Origin of the sequence: Acinetobacter sp. SwsAc2, from assembly GCF_013391465.1 — a bacterium.
Taxonomy (GTDB): Bacteria; Pseudomonadota; Gammaproteobacteria; order Pseudomonadales; family Moraxellaceae; genus Acinetobacter; species Acinetobacter johnsonii.
Genome location: NZ_JACBEZ010000030.1, coordinates 1 through 18,162 on the forward strand (window position 1 = coordinate 1; position 18,162 = coordinate 18,162).

Annotated in this window: 14 protein-coding genes, 1 tRNA gene and 1 pseudogene; 7 read left to right on the forward strand and 9 right to left on the reverse strand. The window is 42.6% G+C overall.

The window, feature by feature from the left end:
* Positions 1 to 94 precede the first annotated feature (94 nt).
* The 5 genes and pseudogenes from HYI04_RS12760 to HYI04_RS12780 all read right to left on the reverse strand — a co-directional run.
* Positions 95 to 544: pseudogene (locus tag HYI04_RS12760) on the reverse strand (ATP-grasp fold amidoligase family protein); the annotation flags it as partial.
* A 210-nt stretch (positions 545 to 754) separates the two neighbouring features.
* The gene (locus tag HYI04_RS12765) at positions 755 to 1,681 is read right to left on the reverse strand and encodes a branched-chain amino acid transaminase (protein WP_087528050.1); all 927 of its coding nucleotides are present in this window, start codon (positions 1,679 to 1,681) and stop codon (positions 755 to 757) included.
* 33 nt (positions 1,682 to 1,714) lie between these two features.
* Positions 1,715 to 4,459, reverse strand: coding sequence for a bifunctional [glutamate--ammonia ligase]-adenylyl-L-tyrosine phosphorylase/[glutamate--ammonia-ligase] adenylyltransferase (glnE, locus tag HYI04_RS12770; RefSeq protein WP_159153261.1), 2,745 nt, complete (start codon positions 4,457 to 4,459; stop codon positions 1,715 to 1,717).
* Between the two features lie 81 nt (positions 4,460 to 4,540).
* Positions 4,541 to 5,809 (reverse strand): sensor histidine kinase KdpD, encoded by a 1,269-nt coding sequence (locus HYI04_RS12775; RefSeq protein WP_148825486.1) that lies wholly within the window; start codon positions 5,807 to 5,809, stop codon positions 4,541 to 4,543.
* A gap of 359 nt (positions 5,810 to 6,168) precedes the next feature.
* Positions 6,169 to 6,255, reverse strand: a tRNA-Leu gene (locus HYI04_RS12780).
* 184 nt (positions 6,256 to 6,439) lie between these two features.
* Here HYI04_RS12780 and queA point away from each other — a divergent pair.
* The 7 genes from queA to secF all read left to right on the forward strand — a co-directional run bounded on the left by queA (position 6,440) and on the right by secF (position 13,933).
* Positions 6,440 to 7,480, forward strand: coding sequence for a tRNA preQ1(34) S-adenosylmethionine ribosyltransferase-isomerase QueA (queA, locus tag HYI04_RS12785; RefSeq protein ID WP_178896226.1), 1,041 nt, complete (start codon positions 6,440 to 6,442; stop codon positions 7,478 to 7,480).
* A 9-nt stretch (positions 7,481 to 7,489) separates the two neighbouring features.
* Positions 7,490 to 8,518 (forward strand): hypothetical protein, encoded by a 1,029-nt coding sequence (locus tag HYI04_RS12790; protein WP_178896227.1) that lies wholly within the window; start codon positions 7,490 to 7,492, stop codon positions 8,516 to 8,518.
* A gap of 25 nt (positions 8,519 to 8,543) precedes the next feature.
* On the forward strand, positions 8,544 to 9,113 hold the full coding sequence (locus tag HYI04_RS12795) for a LemA family protein (protein WP_159151775.1): 570 nt from the start codon (positions 8,544 to 8,546) through the stop codon (positions 9,111 to 9,113).
* Between the two features lie 315 nt (positions 9,114 to 9,428).
* Positions 9,429 to 10,559 (forward strand): tRNA guanosine(34) transglycosylase Tgt, encoded by a 1,131-nt coding sequence (gene tgt, locus HYI04_RS12800; protein WP_126035309.1) that lies wholly within the window; start codon positions 9,429 to 9,431, stop codon positions 10,557 to 10,559.
* A 104-nt stretch (positions 10,560 to 10,663) separates the two neighbouring features.
* Positions 10,664 to 10,993 (forward strand): preprotein translocase subunit YajC, encoded by a 330-nt coding sequence (yajC, locus tag HYI04_RS12805; RefSeq protein WP_004697692.1) that lies wholly within the window; start codon positions 10,664 to 10,666, stop codon positions 10,991 to 10,993.
* 55 nt (positions 10,994 to 11,048) lie between these two features.
* Entirely contained in the window at positions 11,049 to 12,950 is a 1,902-nt protein-coding gene (secD, locus tag HYI04_RS12810) for a protein translocase subunit SecD (RefSeq protein ID WP_058870295.1), read from the forward strand.
* An 8-nt stretch (positions 12,951 to 12,958) separates the two neighbouring features.
* Complete coding sequence (secF, locus tag HYI04_RS12815; protein ID WP_005401700.1) at positions 12,959 to 13,933, forward strand: protein translocase subunit SecF; 975 nt, start codon at positions 12,959 to 12,961, stop codon at positions 13,931 to 13,933.
* Between the two features lie 31 nt (positions 13,934 to 13,964).
* Here the strand turns inward: secF and HYI04_RS12820 are convergent, their stop codons facing one another.
* The 4 genes from HYI04_RS12820 to HYI04_RS12835 form a co-directional block, all read right to left on the reverse strand.
* The gene (locus HYI04_RS12820) at positions 13,965 to 14,639 is read right to left on the reverse strand and encodes a 4'-phosphopantetheinyl transferase superfamily protein (RefSeq protein WP_171519361.1); all 675 of its coding nucleotides are present in this window, start codon (positions 14,637 to 14,639) and stop codon (positions 13,965 to 13,967) included.
* Positions 14,640 to 14,729: 90 nt separating this feature from the next.
* On the reverse strand, positions 14,730 to 16,139 hold the full coding sequence (gene der / locus HYI04_RS12825; RefSeq protein WP_010327527.1) for a ribosome biogenesis GTPase Der: 1,410 nt from the start codon (positions 16,137 to 16,139) through the stop codon (positions 14,730 to 14,732).
* A gap of 169 nt (positions 16,140 to 16,308) precedes the next feature.
* On the reverse strand, positions 16,309 to 17,454 hold the full coding sequence (bamB, locus tag HYI04_RS12830) for an outer membrane protein assembly factor BamB (RefSeq protein WP_078388498.1): 1,146 nt from the start codon (positions 17,452 to 17,454) through the stop codon (positions 16,309 to 16,311).
* Entirely contained in the window at positions 17,451 to 18,149 is a 699-nt protein-coding gene (locus HYI04_RS12835; RefSeq protein WP_159153264.1) for a tetratricopeptide repeat protein, read from the reverse strand. The genes bamB and HYI04_RS12835 overlap by 4 nt, the downstream gene beginning before the upstream one ends.
* Between the last annotated feature and the right edge of the window lie 13 nt (positions 18,150 to 18,162).

The following is an 18,162-nucleotide window of genomic DNA, read 5'->3' on the forward strand; positions in this document are numbered from 1 at the left end:
TTGACTCAAGCATTAATGCAGTACGATCTTCAAAGTTAAGATGATGGTATGACAATTTTATATACTCCATAAACCCTTTAAATTAATTAGGTGGTTTATGTCGCACTTCAAGTTTTACTCTGCCCATATTCATTTTTAAACTGTTATTTAGTTTGCTTTCCGCTCTATTAACATCAAATGTACCTTTATCGCGACAAACAATAGCGCTTCCACTGTCGTGGGTACATTTCAAAACAAATTGGCTTGGAAATTGATCAAAATCAATATTCTTAAAGTCACAATATGTGCCTATAAGCGGGACCAGATGTTTTTCTCCAATCCGATCTATAATCAATTCTCTTACTGCCGATTTATCCGCTAATTTGGTATGTAATGCACTCCTTTCAAAAATCATTCGTGCAGTAACTTTCTCATTAAAACTTTCAGGTTGATTAAAATTTGGCATATACCCTAATTTATTAATGAACCTCTTTTTTAAATATCTCTCATCAGAAACAAACAATGTTCTAAATACTTTTGCTTTATATATAAGACTGTTAATCATGGGTAAAATTTTTAAATACATCTCATTTTTACCAAATAATAACAAATTAAATTATATTATGTATGCTTTAAGAATATTATTTTTACTAAAAGTTCAAAAATCTTCGATCCCTTATAAACAATTAAATGCTATAAAATATAATCCATATATCTTTTTAAATAATGAAAAACAAAAAAGGGCTCCAAAGAGCCCTTTTTTTCATCCAACCACTTATTTTACATAAGTTAGCCAGTGTGCATATTTCGGGTCTTTACCCTGTACTGCATTAAAGAATGTGGTTTGAATTTGTTCAGTGATTGGACCACGCGTGCCGGAACCAATTTCACGGTCATCATATTCACGAATAGGCGTCACTTCAGCAGCAGTACCTGTAAAGAATGCTTCATCCGCAATGTAGAATTCATCACGTGTAATACGACGCTCAACTACGTCATAGCCCAAGTCTTTTGCAATCGTAATAATGGTCTGGCGCGTAATGCCATCAAGTGCACCGCCCGCGATATCTGGCGTATGTAAAACACCATCTTTTACCAAGAATACGTTTTCGCCAGAACCTTGGCATACATAACCTTGAGGGTCGAGCAACATTGCTTCGTCATAACCTGAGTGCGCTACTTCTTGGTGAGCTAAAATCGACAAGGTATAGTTACCTGACGCTTTTGCTTTACACATCGTCACGTTTGGATGGTGATGGGTAAATGATGAAGTTTTCACACGAATACCTTTCGCCATTGCTTCATCACCTAAGTACGCACCCCAGCTCCACGCAGCAACCACCGCATGAATGGTATTGTCTGTTGCAGCAATACCTAATTTTTCAGAACCAATAAAAATAATTGGACGCAAGTAGCAAGACGCTAATTTATTTTCACGAACCACATCAATTTGAGCTTGCTCTAGTGTTGCTTGATCAAACGGGACTTTCATTTGATAAATTTTTGCAGAGTTCAATAAACGCTTAGTGTGTTCTTTTAGACGGAAAATAGCCGTGCCATTCGGTGTTTCATAGGCACGGACACCTTCAAACACACCCATGCTGTAGTGCAAGGTATGTGTTAATACGTGAGTTTTTGCCTCACGCCAGTCAACCAATTGTCCATCTTGCCAAATAAAACCATCACGATCAGCCAAATTCATGACACACACTCCAAATTTATATACACAGTCATGTTACCCAATGCTCACGATTGAGCTTGGATCAATTAATCTTTGCCATAATTTGCAAACGATCACTCGGGTATCGCGCCAGTCCGCAGCATTTACTTGCATGGATTGATTCGCAAGGGCTAAACGGTGGCTCTCGGCTCGTTCACTGAGATAAGCTTGAATCAATGCAGTCGCATCGTCACTGGATAAGCAACTGGCTTTTGCGGCATCTTCAAGGATTCGTACATTGTCGGAATAATGGGCAAGATCTGGATGAGATCCGCTCCATGCCAACACAGCATACTGTGCCATAAATTCGATATCGACGATACCACCTGCGTCTTGTTTTAAATGAAAAATTCCATCTTTTTGTTGTTCTTTAGAAGAACCCAAATGGTCTTTCATTTTTTGACGCATCTTCAGCACTTCTGCGCGTACATTTTCTTCATCTCTTGGCTGCGTCAAAATCCGACAGCGCAATGCTTCAAACTTATCACGCAAACTTGGCTCACCCGCAATCGAACGAGCACGCACCAATGCTTGATGCTCCCAGACCCATGCATTTTTCAACTGATATTGCTCAAAGGCTTTTAAACTGGTGACCAACACCCCCGCTTCACCCGATGGGCGTAAGCGTGTATCGATTTCATAAACCCGACCATCGAGGGTCTGCGTGGTCATCAACGACATAAATTTCTGTGCAACACGCATTGCAAACTCGAATCCACTGATCGACTTCAGCCCATCAGTATCGGCTTGCTCATCCATATAATGAATAAAGACCAGATCTAAGTCCGAGCCATAACCCAGCTCAATCCCACCAACTTTGCCATAACCTACAACAGCAAATGCCAAATGATCGATCGAACAGCGCTGTCCTTCAACATCGAGCGGATAACCATGTTTCTTTGCCGTCATTTGATAGGCTAAATTTAAAGTCGTACTGACCGAAACTTCTGCAATATCGGTCAAAGCATCGGATACTTTCATCAACGGACTTTCAGCCAAAACATCACTAGCCGCAACTGCCAAAACATTGGATTTTTTAAAAAGACGCAGCACACGCATCAAATCTTCAACGTCATCAAGCTCAATGCGAAGCAACTGTTGACGCAGAGAATCTTCCAAATCTTGACGGCGCGGCAACTCAAAGTCCATGGACAAAAATTCATCCAAGAGTACTGGATAATGGGTCAATTCTTCACAAATCCATGGACTTACGGTTGCCATTTTCACCAAGCGCTGTAAAGCCCCTTTACTCTCAATCAACATGACCAAATATACGGTACGTCGCATCACAGACTCAACCAAGGGCATAAGGCGTAGCAGTGCGGCTTGCGGCTTATCTGACTGTAAAATCGCTTCAATCAAATGCGGCCAAAAGATTTTTAAACGCTGTACCGCTTTTGCAGGCAGTTTTTTCAGCGCATGACCATTCCAAAATTCATGAATGAGGTTTTTTGCATTCGCATCCAACACCTCATTTAAACGCGCTTCTAACTGACTAAAGCTTTCTACGAAAGGGTCATGTTCTTTTTCTTTAATTAAATGCTCAAATTGGTAAATAACTTTGGCGCGCTTTTGGTTTAAGTGCTCAATAAATGCATCCCAACTTACAAAACCCAAGGTGTCAATCATCCTTTGTCTGAGTTCTGGTTCTGTTGGCAAAGACTGGGTCTGTTGATCATTTAAGGCTTGAATTGCATGCTCTACACGGCGCAGAAATAAATAAGCTTCTTCCAGCTCACTGACCGCCTGACCATCCAGCAAACCCACTTCACCCAAATGATGCAAGCTCACTAAACATTGACGGTCTTGTAATTCTAATTTTGCCCCACCATAAATTAGCTGAAAAACCTGAACAATAAATTCGACTTCACGAATACCCCCCGCACCCAGCTTAATATCATCTTCGATGTTGCGGCGTAATACTTCACGCTCAATCATGGCTTTCATTTCGCGCATGGCTTCAAAAGCGGTGTAATCGACATACTTACGGAATACGAAAGGACGAGTCATGTCCAACAACTCATCCCCCTCTCTGCCCCCTGTCACAATCCGCGCTTTGATCCACGCATAGCGCTCCCACTCACGTCCATGTTGGCTTAAATACTTCTCCAGCGCAGCATGACTAATGGCCAATGCAGAACCATCGCCCCAAGGACGCAAGCGCATATCCACACGGAAGACAAAACCATCAGCCGTGATATGGTCCAACAAGTAAATGAGCTTCTGACCCCACAAAATGCAAAACTGCTGTACGTCGATGCATTTACGACCATTGGTTTCACCTTGCTCATCGAAAGCAAAAATCAAGTCGATATCACTGGACAGGTTCAACTCTTGTGCACCGAGCTTCCCCATCGCAACCACAATTAAATCTTGAATTTTATGGTTATAGCCCACAGGCTGACCATGTTTAGCCACCAATGGCGCTAAGGCAAACGCTTTTGCCACACAAATGGCTGCATCAGCAAAATCAGATAGCTCCCGCGTTAGCGTCATCACATCGATCAGTTGATTGGCATCCTGCCAAATCCAGCGAAACATTAAACGCGCACGTAAAATTCGGATGGTGCGCATCCATGTAGTTTCATCACTGATCTCTTTTAAGGTGTTTTGAACGACATCGAAAATTTGTTCGGTGGTCAATGGCTGAGAAAATTGATCAATTGCATAATCTTGTTCAAGATAAACCTGATGTATAGATAGGACTTGTTCCGCATATTGACTTGCGCGCAATGTCTTTTGCAATTGCTCAGCATTCATGATCGACCCTTTCGCATTGTTTTGGTTATTTATAACAGCAGATCATGAGATTAGGCGAATTATTTTATAAGAAAAGTATGATTATTCACTAAATTCTTGTTGGGATGTCTCGAGTGACAATGCTTGATGTGCGCTGTTCGAACGTGGCAGGCTGACGATAAAAGTTGAACCGACACCTTCTTTCGATGTGACTGAAATTTCACCTTTATTCAAATCGACAAACCGCTTACACAGCACCAGACCTAGACCCGTCCCTTTCTCCCCCGCTGTCCCCTTAAAACTAACAGTTAGTTTCGGTTCAAACAACGATTCGATTTGCCCCAATGTCATACCTAGACCAGTATCTTGAATGTAGATATCGATAAAGTCATCACGTTGTTTGGCATCAATCGTCACAACACCTTCGCCATGCATATGGGTAAATTTCAGCGCATTTGATACCAAGTTTTGGATCACCGAGGTCACCATGTTGATATCTGCAAAAATTTTTAAATCATCTGGGACACGGTCAATCAGTTGAATATTTTTATTAATGGCCAACGCATGCAACACATCAAAAACGATTTGAGAGGACTGCTTAAGTTTGTAATGGATGGGGTGATAAACAAAACGTCCGCCCTCTGCCATCGCCCAATTCAATAAACTCTCTAACAAGCTATAAGTCGATTGTGCGGTATCATGCAAATAATCTGCAATACTTTGCACACCAGACTCATCCAAACTTTTGCGCTCTTCAGCCAACACCTCAGAAAAACCAATTAAGCCATGAAAAGGCGCCCTTAAATCATGTGCAATAATTTGGAAAAATTTGGTTTTACTGACATTCATGGCCACCTGTTGTTCATACAACTCTTTGAGCTCCGCATTTTCCATGCGCAAATGCAGCAGATTGAGAAAACCAGAGGCCAGTTCATAAACATTTTCTACAGCATCCTGCGTAAAAGCGTCCAACTGTTCATCAAAGAAAATCACTTGCCCTACAGATTTATCCGATGCCTTTAAATCCAATGCGATGATCCGCTGATGTTTAAACCCTAAAGCATTCACCTGCTGAGAAAGACGATGATAATGGCGATGCAGGGCATCAATCGTGATATCACCTTCAAAATGGGTGGAAAAATTGGTTTCAGCGGGTAACTGAAAAGCATTGAATGCATGTTTGCCCGAATACCAACTATAAGGTTCATTGCTAAACGTTAAAATTGCGGCATGTGCACCTAAAATTTTTCGCGCAAATTTGAGAAAGCTCTTAATTTTATTGTCATTACTGTTCACGCCCAACAACAAAGACAAGTGACAAGCACTTAACTGTTCTGTATCAGACCCGACATCTAGCAATTGAATACCCATTTCTGCCTCATCTTTTGTGATTTTAGCGGCACAAACCCATTATTTACTCTATGTATTAGCAAATTTTCAGCATTAAAACAATATAAAAATACAACAATACAAGCGTGGCATTTAACAAAAAAATCAATTATGTCATGCTTTTATCTTGTCACTACTTTCTCTTTTTGAAAAATCGTTATTTATCAGAATGATTAAAACAAAATTTTGAGTCAATCATATGAGGAAATAATTAAGCAAACCCACACCAAACATTCAATTGCTTTAAGCCATCTGTAACGTTTTACGGCGATTTAATTCAAATCTTAAATTTCAGGCAATAAAAAACCCAAGACTGAATATGCTTGGGTTTTTTAATATCTTGGTCCCGAGGGTCGGACTCGAACCGACACGTCATCTCTGACAGCGGATTTTGAGTCCGCCGCGTCTACCAATTTCACCACCTCGGGAAGGTGTTGATGCGTATATTAAACTTTTTGAAAAACTTGTCAACGCAAGTTGGTGGTGATTGGCTATTTTTAAGTCATATTTGATTTTTTAGCTTTATATTTGTGCAATTTCAGCGTTTTTCTGCAAAAACGCATATACTAAGCGCAATTTTGACCTCCCTTATTTTGACGCTGCTTTCCCATCATGCAACTTTCTGATTTTAATTTCGACCTCCCTAATGAACTCATTGCCCGTTATCCTTTAGACACGCGCAGTGCTTCTCGACTGTTACACCTCGATGCTCAAGGTCAGCATCATGACTTTCAATTCACCGACATTTTAGATTTGCTCGATGCAGGTGATTTACTGGTCTTAAATGACACCAAAGTGATGAAAGCACGTCTCAAAGGCAAACGTGCCAGCGGTGGAGCTGTCGAGGTTCTGGTAGAACGCATGCAAGATACATTTATTGCACACTGCCACATCAAAGCCAGTAACACACCCAAAGCGGGTGCTGAGCTCTTTATTGGCCCAGATGCCGTTAAAGTCACGGTGTTAGGTCGTCATGAAAATTTATTTATTGTGGAGTTTTCCCAGCCAATTTTAACGGTGCTGGATTTATACGGACAACTTCCGATCCCTCCTTACTTCAACCGTGAAGCTGAAGCCATTGATACCGAGCGTTATCAAACAGTATTTAATGATCCAACCAAGTTAGCCAGTGTCGCTGCACCCACCGCAAGCTTACACTTTGACCAAAAGCTGTTGGATCAACTTGAAGCCAAAGGTATTCAGAAAACCTTTGTCACTTTACACGTCGGTGCTGGCACCTTTCTGCCTGTACGTACCGATGACATTTCCAATCACATTATGCACAGTGAGTGGTGTGATGTTCCAGAGCACGCGGTTGAGCTGATTCGCCAAACCAAAGCTCGTGGTAACAAGGTGATTTCTGTTGGAACAACCGCCACTCGTGCCGTAGAAAGTGCGGCTCAAGCGCATCAGGGTGAACTCAAAGCATGGACGGGAGATACTCAAATTTTTATCTACCCAGGTTATGAGTTCAAAGTGGTGGATCGTCTTATCACCAACTTCCATCTGCCTGAATCGACCCTTCTGATGTTAGTTTCAGCGCTGTCAAATCGTGATAATATTTTGGCAGCTTATCAACATGCGGTAGCCAACCAGTATCGCTTCTTTAGTTATGGCGATGCCATGTTAGTCGACCAACTTCAACCCAAATAAGAACCTCACATGCCTATCGATACGATCAAACATTCCATTCATATTCGACGTAAAAAGAATAAAGTTGTGTTTGATAATATCGACAGGCTTTGGGACATCGGCCGAGGGGCCGATTCGGCACAAGACATTCTTGACCGACTGCATCCTTGGAATGCCCCGATTACCCTGAAATTTGAAAATGTGCTGCCTATTCTACTTGGAATAGTCGGCATTTTTTTTATTGTGCCAGTGTTCTTTACCGGAGAGCACATTTGGACCTTATTCAGCTTTTTATTTGGCTTAGGCTGTCTGCTTTGGGCCTATTTAAGTTATGAGCAAGATGATCCACTTGAAGAGGTCACTGACTATCTCGAAAAACAAATTATTCATAAAAAATACCAGCTCAACGAGTTTACCCCTCCGCAGCATATTGGCGTAGCGCTACAACCTGCATTTTTTATTGCCCACCTCAAACAACTGTTTCCAATTTTTAATCAAGGCACCATCAGCAATGATATTCCTTACTACGCCAGTACCACTTGGCAGGATGAAGCAGGACAACAACATCAGGTTTTGTTGTTTCAATATCATTTTGTTGATGAAATTCGTGTGCGTGATAAAGATGGCAATGAGTTAAAAGTTAAAGAAGTGCATAAAGACTTATGGGGATGTTTTGTCTTTGAGGTACCCACGCAAGGACTCGCGATTACCGCATACAATAAAAAATTTTATTATCCTTATAGTTTTCCATGGCATAGCAGTGATATTCAGATTAACCAGAAACTCAAATTTTTTGGTACTGACCAGATGCAGATGGCCAAACTTCTCTCCCCTGCATTTGTGCTGCGTACTGCCGATTTTTTCCGTTCTCGTGAAGGCGATTTACTTTTTCATCCTGAAAAAAATATCTTGTGCTATATCAGCCCACAAAACCTGTTTGAAATATCCAGCAAAGCAAAAAAAATCAATGACATTTCGACATTGCGTGGACACTTACGCACATTTAAATTACCTTATCTAGAGCGCTTAGAATCTGATCTAACGCAATTTTTAAAATAATGACATTTTGCCGTTTGAGGACTGTATGGGGCTATTGATTTTCTTATTGATTATTATTGCGATCGTGTTCGGCGTAATCGTCATTCGCAATAATATTGTGCGACACCACAATGCAACCATTCGCGCATGGTCGGATGTAGCAACCTATGAGCGTCAGAAAATAAAAATTCTAGATGGCTTAGAACCTTTGGTCGAACAATACTCTAGCTTTGAGAAAGGCACCTTGGAAAAAGTCACTGAGCTCCGTCAGAACATTCTCAACCTGAACTTAAACAATACGGATGTCAACCAATTACAGCGCATTGAAGCATTAAACCAAGAGCTGATGCGTAGCCTCAATGTTGTGGTCGAAAACTACCCTGAACTTAAAGCTAATGATATTTATCTCAAAATGATGAATGAAATTGGAGAGCAAAACGAAAATGTCGGTGCTGCGATCAGCATTTTTAACCGCAATGTCGAACTGTTTAACAACCACATTCAAATCTTTCCGAATAACATTGTAAACACCATGACTGTTGGTAAAAAAGCTGTGCGTCCATTCCGTGACGCTGCTGCGCTGCAAAATTTTGATTACCGTCCCAATTTCAACTAAAAAGATCGCTTTAACACGAACAACACATCCAAGGCACTCATTTTGAGTGCCTTTTTAACCTCTATATTCACAACCTCGTCCATGCGATCAACTCTTTTCGTCCTAATCACGACTCACTCGCCACGATGACATAAATTCAAACTGGAACAACCCTTACAGCACATCACCCTGCTCAGAAAAGCTTTGCTTTAAAAGTGTTACAACACTGGTGTTTATTTGCATAATCAAGGAAAATAGCCTCCTTTTAGCGGCGAACTGTTTTTTCGCTCTTGCACTGCAAGCAGAGCAGTGCTTTGCTCTTGTTCAGGATATTTTATGAAGTTTGAAAAATTAGGTCAGTCGGGTCGCGCCCGTCGTGGTCGTTTAACTTTAGAGCATGGTGTGGTTGAAACCCCTGTGTTCATGCCTGTCGGCACTTATGGTACGGTGAAAGGCATGCTCCCGCGTGATATTGAAGACATCAAAGCGCAAATTATTTTAGGCAATACCTTCCATCTTTACCTACGCCCTGGCCTTGAAGTGATTAAAGAGCACGGCGGCCTGCATAAATTCATGAAGTGGGATAAGCCCATTCTGACCGATTCAGGCGGCTTCCAAGTCTTCAGCTTGGGCGCGATGCGTAAAATTAAAGAAGATGGCGTAACTTTCCGCTCTCCAATTGATGGCTCTAAAGTATTTTTGTCTCCTGAAATTTCAATGGACATCCAACATACATTGAACTCAGACGTCGTGATGATTTTTGACGAATGTACACCTTATCCTGCAACACATGAAGAAGCACAAAAGTCGCTACAATTGTCATTGCGTTGGGCAAAGCGTTGTAAGACTCAGCATCATGATGTGCTTGAAAATAAAAATGCGCTATTCGGCATTATTCAAGGTGGTATGTATGAAGACTTACGTGATGAGTCTTTAAAAGGCTTGCTTGAAGTGGGTTTTGACGGTTATGCCATTGGTGGTCTGTCCGTCGGTGAACCGAAAGAAGAAATGATCAAGGTGCTGGATTATCTTCCAGAAAAAATGCCAGCAGACAAACCGCGCTACTTGATGGGCGTGGGTAAACCTGAAGACATCGTAGAAGGCATCCGCCGTGGCGTTGATATGTTTGACTGTGTCATGCCTACACGTAATGCCCGAAATGGACATTATTTTGTGACCGACGGTTTAGTACGTATCCGTAACAGTAAATACCGTCATGATCAAAGTCCGCTTGATCCACACTGCGACTGTTATACCTGTACCAACTTTACTCGCGCTTACTTATTCCATTTGGAAAAATGTGGAGAGATGCTGGGTTCAATGCTCGGTACTATTCACAACTTACGTTACTACCAACGCTTCACTCAAGACATTCGTGATGCATTGGATAATGATCGCTTTGATGCCTTTGTTGAAGATTTTTATGCACGTCGTGGTTTAGAAGTTCCACCTTGCCCCCAAGATTAATTGTTGTGAGCATTTGCGCTTGGTAAAAAGACAAGGTAAATTGCAGAACAAGTCTATTTATGATCAATTCGTTGGTCACCGTTTTTTTAGTTTAGGAATTTGAAATGAGCCTTTTTATTTCTACAGCTCACGCAGCGGGTGAAGCTGCACAACAACCAAGTATGGTCGCAAACTTATTGATGATTGCTGTTTTTATTGCAATCTTTTACTTCTTAATTTGGCGCCCTCAAGCAAAACGTGCCAAAGAGCACCGCTCTTTGGTTGAAAGTCTTGGCGTAGGCAGCGAAGTGGTATTTGCTGGTGGCTTAATGGGTAAAATCACTAAACTCGAAGGTGACTTTGCAGTGGTTGAACTGAGCCGCGGTGTAGACGTAAAAATTCAACGCGCAAGTGTGATTTCAGTTCTTCCTGAAGGCACATTAAATAACCTTTAATCAAAAAAATTAGTCGTGCATCCGCACGACTTTTTTCATTTTAAGAAGAAAACAAATGCGTTACCCAGCATGGAAATATCTACTGATTCTCGTGGTTTTGACGATCAGTACATTATATGCCCTGCCTAGTTTGTATCCGGATGAGCCTGCGGTTCAAATTTCTGGTGCCAAAGCTGGTACCCAAATTGACCAAAGCATCGTACAAAAAGCAGAGCAGATTTTAAAATCTGAAAGTATCTCAAGCCATGACAACAGTTTTAGCAATAATGCTGCACTGTTACGTCTTGACTCTAGCGAAGCACAATTAAAAGCCAAAGAAGCGTTACGTCGTGGCCTTGGTGATGACTATGTTGTCGCGTTGAACTTGGCGCCAACCACGCCAGAGTGGCTACAAAAAATTGGTGCAAAACCAATGAAGCTCGGTCTGGACTTACGTGGTGGTGTTCACTTCTTATTAGAAGTGGATATGGATAAAGCGATTGCTCAGCGCATGGAAACCTCTGCGACGGATTTACGTCGTCAGTTCCGTGACAACAAAATTAAATTTAACAGCCTTGCATTAAACAACAACACCATTACCGTTCAGTTCGCCAACAATGATGATCGTACTGCGGCTCAAGACTACTTACGTAGTAATGGTAATGAGTTTAATCAGCAAGCGGTCGCAACTGCGACAGGTTCAACCTTACGTTTAACCTATACCGATGTTCGCCGCCAAGAAATTCAATCTTATGCCGTGAACCAAAACTTAACCACTTTACGTAACCGTATTAACGAGTTAGGTGTGGCAGAAGCCTTGGTACAAACACAAGGTAGTAACCGCATCGTGGTTGAGCTCCCAGGTGTTCAGGACACTGCTGAAGCAAAACGTGTCTTGGGTCGTACAGCAAACCTAGAGTTCCGTTTGGTCTCTGACCAAAATGACCAAGTGATTGACCCTTATACGGGCAAGAGCAATGGTCAACCGCTTCCACCAGGAACCGAACTTTTTGCATATCAGTCTTTAGACAGCGGACGTGAATTACTTTTAAACCGTAACCGTATTTTAACGGGTGAACGTGTTCAAAACGCATCAAGTGGCTTTAGCCAAGACACTGGCGGTGCTGAGGTAAACATTACATTAGACACAGCAGGTGGCAAACTGATGGCCGATGCAACCCGGAATGCGGTGGGTAAGCGTATGGCTGTGTTGTTCATTGAAAATAAACAACGTATTAGCTATATCACCGATCCTGCAACTGGTGCGCAAACTGAAGTCCGTACACCCTATGCAGAGTCTGTCGTGATTAACGCTGCAACCATTCAAGCAGTCCTCGGCTCTCAATTCCGTATCACGGGTCTAGATTCACCTCAAGAAGCGTCTGAACTTGCACTAATGCTACGTGCTGGTGCACTTGCTGCGCCAATGTACTTTGTTGAAGAACGTGTAGTGGGTCCAAGCCTCGGTCAAGAAAACATTGATAAAGGTGTGCTATCAACTCAAATCGGCTTCTTACTAGTCGCAATCTGGATGGTAGTCTTCTTCCGTCTCTTTGGCTTAATTGCTAACTTTGCCTTGGTCTTCAACTTAGCCATGATTCTAACCGTCATGTCTTGGATTGGTGCTTCCCTCACCCTGCCGGGTATTGCGGGTATCGTGATTACCATTGGTATGGCGGTCGATGCCAACGTCTTGATCTGTGAGCGAATACGTGAAGAAATGAAGTGGGGAGCATCACCCAAACAAGCCATTGTGGCGGGTTATGACCGTGCTTATAACACCATTTTCGACTCAAACTTAACCACATTCTTGGTTGCGTTTATCCTATTTGCTATCGGTACAGGCCCAATTAAAGGCTTCGCTGTGACCTTAATGATCGGTATTATCTGCTCTATGTTTACTGCTATTACAGTAACACGTGCGATTGTACAGCTCATTTATGGCAAAAAACGTAACTTGAAAAAGTTGAGCATATAAGGAGATCGATGATGACTGATGTGACTCAACAAGATTCAAAAAAATACGGCCGTCCAGATGATGAACGTGTAATTGATTTTATGAAGATTGCGCTGCCTGCAGCCATTCTTTCTATTGTCTTAACCATTGGCAGCCTATTCTTTATTTTCACCAAGGGTCTTAACTTAGGTTTGGACTTTACTGGTGGTATTTCTGCCGAATTGAACTATAGCAAACCCGTGAAGTCGGCCGATGTCTCTGCTGCACTGACCAAAGCTGGCTTTCATGACCCTGTGGTACAAACCATTGGTTCAGATCGTGATTTGATTGTGCGTATGCCTGTACAAGAAGACACAGCCGCAGAAGACTTAACCAAAACCATTACCCAAGCTGTACAGCTACCGGGTAACTCTGCTTCAGTTAACAAAGTTGATGTGGTGGGTGGACAAGTCGGGAATGAACTCTACATTCGCTCAGCGGGTGCTGTGGCTTTAGCGTTACTGCTGATGTTGGTCTACGTAACGATTCGCTTTGAATTCAAACTGGCGATGGGTGCTGTACTGTCTTTGTTCCATGACGTGGTGGTCACCATCGGTATTTTTGCCATGATGCAGTGGCCATTTGACTTAACTGTATTGGCTGCAATTCTGGCTCTGATTGGTTTCTCATTGAATGACAACATTGTCGTTTCGGATCGTATTCGTGAAAACTTCCGTAAGATTCGTGGCGCTTCGCCTTTAGAGATCGTCAACATCGCTTTAACTGAGACCCTACGTCGTACCATTCACACCTCAATGACTTTATTGTTGGTGGTGATCTCGATGATGATCCTCGGTGGTGATGGCCTTAAATGGTTCTCCGTTGCAATGTTTGTGGGCGTCTTTGTGGGTACCTACTCTTCAATCTACATCGGTACAGCTTTTGCTTTATGGCGTGGCTTAAACCGTCAAGACTTCATTGTTCAAGTGAAGCCTGAGTTTGAAGAAGAAAATGAAATTCCATAAATGCACACCATAGTGTGAAAAAGAAAGCCTCTCAATCGAGAGGCTTTTTTATGTCGGTGAGAAGGTGTTGTACCAGCTCAATCTGAGGCAACGCATAGCCACGGCAGGACTGTTCTGCCCGCCAAGCCACGGTCAACATCACATCTCCCAACTCAAAATTTTGATAGGCAAAACTCCCAATCAGCGGATGACTACACATGCCGCCATTATGCGTTGGATGTGCTTGAGTGTTCAGTTCATTTAAGTTTAAACGAATGCCTAAACCCGAGGCTTTAAGCACCGCTTCTTTGGTGGTCCAGACCTTAAACCAGTATGCTTTGTCCTGATCAAACTCGTGCCACACGCGAAGTTCCTCTACGTGAAAAGCATGTTTAGCCAAAGCCTCAAAGCGTACTTTTCGGCTTAATTCTTCCACGTCCACGCCTAAATCTTGCATCCACTCACTGGTAGCTAAAGCATAGTAATCTTGGCTGTGACTATGATTAAAATGAAAGGAAGGCTGATCAAGCAAATAAGGTTTACCTGTCTCACTCAACGCAATGGAGTGATCATCCACAATCATCTGCCGTTGTTCGGATAAGCATTGATTGCGATATTGATAAATGGCTTGTTTTCGCTGTGCAATTTGCTCAACACGTGACAGGTTGTGATCCACCAGCACAATGTCCTCAATCTTTTTCAGCTCAACACGTATTGTCCTTGCCACTTTGCCTTCCTATCATAGTTTCATGCATCATAAAATAAAAAAGCCCAAAGATCACTTTGGGCTTTTCAGCATCAAAACCTTAATGCCTGATTAGCGTTTGAATTTCTTCTCAGCTTTCTTAAATTTCTGAACATAACGACGCTTACGCGCTGCTGTACGTTCATCCACCTGTGATTTACGTCCTTCAAATGGGTTTTCAGAGGTTTTAAACTCAATACGTACTGGCGTACCTTCAAGTTTGTACACTTTACGGAATACGTTTTCTAAATAACGACGATAATCCGCAGGCGTTTTATCAACTTTGTTACCATGCACCACAATCGTAGGTGGATTTTGTCCACCCATATGGGCATAACGCATTTTAATACGGCGACCACCGACCATTGGCGGTTGGTGCGCATCCGTAGCATCACTTAAAATTTGTGTGATTTTTGCAGGTGAAACTTTCAAATGTGACGAATCATAAGCACGGTGAATCGATGGATATAGATCCCCCACACCCGTACCATGCAATGCAGAAATCAAATGCACTTTCGCCCAAGGAATAAAGTCAAAGCGACGATCAACATCCAACTTACATTGTTTGCGATCATACTCAGACATATTGTCCCATTTGTTAATCGCGATCACCATCGCACGGCCCGCTTCAAGCGCGTAACCAATCAAATGTAGATCTTGCTCAACCACACCTTCACGTGCATCAAGAACAACCACAATGACATGGGCATCTTTAATCGCCTGTAGGGTTTTCACAATTGAGAACTTCTCAATCATTTCATCGACTTTACCTTTACGACGCACACCTGCAGTATCGATTAAGGTGTAATGACGGCCATCACGTTCATACGGGATATAGATCGAGTCGCGGGTTGTCCCCGGTTGGTCAAATGCAACTACACGCTCTTCACCCAACAAACGGTTCACTAGCGTCGATTTACCGACGTTTGGACGACCAATAATCGCTAAACGTAAGCCTGTGTTCTTGTCGTGCTCATCTGCATCTTCATCTTCAGGCACACTTGAAAGCACATCTTCAAGCATTTGCTGTACACCGCGACCATGGCTCGCAGCCACTTGCATGGGTTCGCCCATACCCAACTTGTAGAATTCAACAAGTGCAGCTTCGGCATGTACACCATCAACTTTGTTCGCCACAAGGTAAACTTTCTTACCGAGTGTACGCAGCTCACGCGCAATTTGCTCATCCGATGCGAGTAGGCCTGCGCGTGCATCGACGACAAATACAATAATATCGGCTTCATTGATGGCAGTTTTAGACTGTTCTGCCATGTAAGAGTCGATACCGCCTTCATTTTCGCCAATACCACCAGTATCAACCACAATGAAAGACTTATTTTGAAATACAGCATCACCATATTTACGGTCACGAGTCAGACCGGCAAAGTCAGCAACAAGCGCGTCTCGGCTTTTGGTGATCTGGTTAAATAGCGTTGATTTTCCGACGTTCGGACGACCAATGAGCGCAATTACGGGTTTCATAGATTAACCTTTATTCAAGATCAGCCAGTGAGACTGGTCTGAACATCAGAAACTGGAAGAAAAATTAGGTGAAAAACCTGAATAAAAACTCGGGGTTTTGACTAAGCAAACACCCCGAGGAATTTTAAAAAATACGAATTTCGACTAGTTTAACATAAGTCGAACAGAATTAACGATTCTGCCAAATGCTTAATGCACCCTTTCGTGTTGCAACATAGAGTTGATCATCAATCACACGTAAAGTACGCACTTCACCAGACGTCTTCGCACGACCGATCAATTCACCTGTCGCAGGGTTCAGCATGTGCAATACGCCATCTAGATCACCGACAATCAAGTCTTGGCCCAACATCACAGGATTACTCAATTGGCGGTTCAGCAGGCTGTCATTTTCCCAAAGCTTTTGACCCGTGCTAATTTCATAAGCCACTAACTTGCCGTCAGTTTGCGCCACAAATACACCATTACCCACCACTTCAGGGCGCTGCGTACTGCTTGAGTCTTCACTCCACACCACCTGCTGTGAAGCCAAATCTGTCATGGTCACTTGACCTTGATAGCTGGTCGTAATCAAGTACTGGCCTGCTACTACAGGATCACCATCAACATCATTCAAACGTTGAATATCGGAACGACCATCCGACACAGCCACACGGCGCTGCATACGTGGCACGCCTGTAAGCACATCTAAAGCATAAACATAGGCATTAGCTGAAGAAATCAGCACTGTACGCGCATCAACAGGAACAGGCGCTGCATTACCACGTAAGCTAAGTTGTACATTTGGTAAGTTATAAGTCCACACTTGCTGACCTGTTGCCAAATCATGCGCAAAAACAGTGCCATCATTACTTACAGAAATGACACGACCAGCTTGAATCAACGATGGCGCAAGAAGTGCACCCGTTAATTGTGCTGTCCATTTTTGCTCGCCAGTAGCCTGATCTAAAGCAAACAACTGACCTTTGGCGTTACCTACAATGACATGACCATCGGCAGCTTCAACGCCTGAACTCAAACCGGCTTTAGATACTTCTTTTTGCCATAGTTTTTGTTTACCTTGATATGCCGTCACTAGACCTTTAGGGTCAAGCGCAAAAACTACACCGTTGTCGGCATCAAGGCGTAAACGTAAAGGATCAGCAGTCGAAGTTGAAGACACACTTTGAGAAAATACAGGAGTCAGGGTTTTCGCCTGCGTCAGTTTTGGAAGTGGATTCGGCTTAACTTCTTCTACTTTTCCGCTACTTGCGCAACCCGCAAGTGCCAAAGTTAATACGGTTAATGCGCACGAAATTTTGTATTTTCTATTCATTCAGTTTCTTCCGCTGCTGTTTCTATAAGTGGACGTTCGATTTCAGGATCATCAACTAAAATACCAACACTTTCGAGTTTAATTTGTAAAATTTGGCGTTCTTGTTTACGTTCAACCAACTGATCCCATGCACTTTGATAGGCTTTTTTCGCATTTTCGATGTCGTTTTTAGCCACATAGACATCGCCCAAAGCTTCATCGGCTGTCGCTTTAAAAGCAGGATCTTTTACCAATGCAAGGTTTTTAATCGCATCATCAAACTTCTTTTGAGCCAATTGTGCATACGCTAAACGCAATTTCACAATTTGCATTAAGCCGTCGTCATCCACTTTCGAGTTTTCAACTTTCTTCAACGCTTTTTCAGCACTAGCATAATCCGCTTTGTCATAGGCCAATTTTGCCATCAACAATTGCGTTTGAATGGCCTGCGCCGAATCTGGTGCCTCTTTCACAATTTTGTCCGCAGTTGCAGACAAGGCTGTAAATGCATCACCTTGCGTTGCACGTGCTTCATCCATCAATTGCTGAACTTTAGCCGTGTTCATTTGGTTCTCGGCTAAAGCCTTCTTCTGCCAGTATTGCCATCCAAAAAAGGCAATCAGCGCAATTAAAATCCCACTAATAATGGCTGAACCATATTTCTTAGTGAAAGACTTTAAACTATCAAGTTGCTCATCATCACTTAATGCGCTCATGTGACTACCCTTT